At 28.8% G+C, this 3,546-nt stretch carries 1 protein-coding gene; it reads right to left on the bottom strand.

Annotation, left to right across the window (positions count from 1 at the left end; genetic code table 4):
• Positions 1–217: 217 nt before the first annotated feature.
• Positions 218–3,004, bottom strand: coding sequence for a cation-translocating P-type ATPase (locus tag EHU54_RS04985; RefSeq protein WP_400249266.1), 2,787 nt, complete (start codon positions 3,002–3,004; stop codon positions 218–220).
• Positions 3,005–3,546: the final 542 nt, after the last annotated feature.

The following is a 3,546-nucleotide window of genomic DNA, read 5'->3' as shown; positions in this document are numbered from 1 at the left end:
AATTAAAATTATAATTTGCTATTAGTATCTTTTTAAAAATATTTACAATTATTTTAATAGGTTATGCAAGAAGTCTATTGTTAAAAACAAAAAATATCACTTTTATGTAAGTGATATTGCTTTTGCATTAATTAATTTCTAACTTTTATATTTTTACCCTACTTTTATTTATACGACCAAAATCAATCCCTTTCTGAGTTGATTTGTTGCACTTCACTTACACGATGCCTAACCCATGATGTCATCAAAAATGACAAGCGTCAGTTATCACAATAATTGTGACAGGAATCATTGCCATTGCTAAACAAGAAGGAATAAAATATCAATTATTTAAATTATAAACTTCTAAATCATTTAAGTTTAGTAATTTATTATTAATTCAAGGAATAAACAAAATAACAATATTTAATAAAACTGCTCCTATTGCGGCATAAATTAATGGTCGATTAATAATTGGAGTAAAACGTTGCTTTATTTTTCAATTTGTTAAAGTAACAGTATTAACAAACATACTTGGCGCACAAGTTAAAGCAATAAAAATTCCTGTTCGACCAAAATCAGAAATTTGCAATTTCATTTCAATTGTAATATTAGGATCACTACTTCGTAAAAAATCAAAAACTATTTTATAACCATAAGCTTCGTATGCTTGAGTTGGAACAAAACTCATTCCAAAATAATAAGCGCCAACACAAACACTTGTTGTTAAAATTGTAATGCAAATCATTGATCCTCAAATATTTCGAAATAAGGGATTATTCCCTTGCACCGGTTTAATTGTCATTAATGTATCATCATTATCAGCCATTCCAATACAAATTGCTAAAATTGATTCAATAACTAAATTCATTCATAAAATATCAGTTGCTTCAACTGGTGAAACATGGTTAATTAAGGATAAAATAAAAATTGATAAAACATTTGCTAAATTAACTCCAATCACAAACGTAATTGCTCGGCGAATTTTTTGATAAACATTACGGCCTTCATTAACCCCTTTAATAATTGTTTCAAAATTATCATCCGTTAAAATAACATCAGCTGCTTGTTTTGCAACATCTGTTCCAGTAATTCCCATTGCTACCCCAATATCAGCTTTTACTAAACTTGGAGCATCATTAACCCCATCTCCTGTCATTGACACAAGATAATCTTTCTGCTGTAAAATATTAACAATCCGAACTTTATGTTCAGGATTAACTCGTGCAAATACTTTAATATTATCAATAATTCGAATTAATTGCTTATCTGTCATTGCATTTAACTGCTCTGAAGAAATTACTTCATATTCTGAATAAGCTAAGTCTAATTCTTTGGCAATTGCTAGAGCAGTTGTTGCATGATCACCAGTAATCATAACAACTTTAATTCCAGCAGCATGTGCTTTTTTTACTGCTTCAATAGCAGATTGACGAACAGGGTCAATCATACCAACAGCTCCTAAAAAAATTAATTTTTTTTCTAACGCCTCGGGGTCTTGTTCATCATCAAAATTAGTATTATAAGCAAAAGCTAATACCCGTAATGCTTGCGCTGATAAATCATCTGCTAACTTTAACAACAATGCTTTATCTTTTTTTGTTAATGTTAAAATTTCATTCTGAATCATAATGCGATCACAACGTTCTAATAAACTATCCAATGCACCTTTTGTAAAAGTTGTACTAACCCCTTCAATCACATTTAAAGTTGACATTAATTTCCGTTCAGAATCAAAAGGAACTTCATCAATTCGTTCTCATTTATCACGTGAATCTTGCTCATCATAAGCAAATAATTCAGCATAATCAACTAATGCTAATTCTGTTGGATCACCAATCCGTTCTTTATCTTCAGTAACACTATCATTACATAAAACTAATGCTTTTAAAAATAAATCTTGGTGCTGATCCAGACTACTATTAACGTATTCGTCAGCATTAATTACAGCATTATTCATCATTACTTTTTTAACTGTCATTTTATTTTGTGTTAAAGTTCCTGTTTTATCAGTACAAATAACATTGACATTTCCTAATGTTTCCATACTAGCAAGTTTTTTGACAATCACATTTTGTTTTGCCATTCGTTTGGTTGAAAATGATAAAGTAATCGAAACAACTGCTGCTAATGATTCTGGAATCACCCCAATTGCTAAAGTAATTGCTACCATTAAATAATTAGTTCATCCACTTTTATTACCATTAAAATATAATGCTAAAAAAATAACAATAGCAATAATAAAACTTAAGCCTGCAATTCAATACGAAAACTTTGTTAGTTTTTTTTCTAAATTTGTAGCAGTTTCTTCTGTTTCATTAATTGTTGTTGCAATTTTTCCAATTTCTGTTTGTTGACCAACCTTAATAACTACACCAACTGCTCGCCCAACTGTAATAAAAGTTGACATGAAAGCAATATTTTTCATTTCTGCCAAAATTGTTGTTGGTTCAATTGGGTAAGCTGTTTTATGAACAGGAACACTTTCCCCCGTTAAAATTGCTTCATCAATAAATACATCAGATTGTTCAATAATGCGTAGTTCCGCTGGAACATATTTTCCTGCTTCTAAAATAACAATATCACCAACTGTTAATTCATTGGCTGGAATTTCTTGCTGAGAATCATTTCGAATTACGACCGCTTTTGGTTTTGATAAAGATTTTAAAGCGGCCATTGATTTCCGTGCTTTTATTGTTTGGATTGTTTCTAAAATTGCATCAAGGATAACAATTGCTGCAATTACTGAAAAATCAATAAAATATTCGCCCTGAATTTGTCAATTATTTCCAATCATTGGCGCAATTACTGAAATTACAGCTGCTGCAATTAAAATTAATTGGATTGGTTCAATTAAGGCTTTGCCAAAAATAACATATCATGGGGTTACTTTACTTTTTGGTAATTCATTTTTTCCATATTGTTTTTGCCGAGCAATTACTTCTTCTGAAGTTAAGCCCGTTTCAAAATTAGTTTTTAAATTAGTTTCTAAGTTGCTATTATTCTGGGATATGTATTCTTCCATCACTAATGACCTTTCTATTTTACTGTGTTGCTAATTATTATACCTTAAAAATTTTATTTTAAAAAAGTTATTTTTACTTCTTAATCATGAATTTTTTTGTAAATAAAAAATTAAAATCAGAAATATTATTTCTGATTTTAATTTTACTTAAATTATAAATTTTTATGGCGCTTAACAAGATTCGTTTGGTTAACGCCAAACATTGAATAATAAGGATTTCGTCATTTTACAACACCTTGCCCCATTCGATTGTAATTGTTTGAAGCATTACGTAATAAATTATCTTGGCTAAAAGAAGGTCGCTTTTGATAAATATTTGTTATCTCTTGTTCTTTTTTATTTTTTAATGTCCTTTGCTGAGAATTTTTTTTGTATCTTTTTTAATTTTTTTTAAACTAAGTGCTTGTTTTCGTTGCTGGGTTTGACCTATTGGACGTGCATTTATAATTTGCTTTAATCTTAATATTAGACTTCTTACATAACCTAGTTATTTTAAAATTCCTATAAAATATATTTAAAATAGAAATTATAGGAATCTAAAA

Source organism: Spiroplasma sp. ald (assembly GCF_044714355.1).
Lineage (GTDB): Bacteria > Bacillota_I > Bacilli_A > Mycoplasmatales > Mycoplasmataceae > Spiroplasma > Spiroplasma phoeniceum.
Note: the sequence above shows the minus strand (reverse complement) of the source record. Positions and strands in the feature narration are given on the sequence as shown.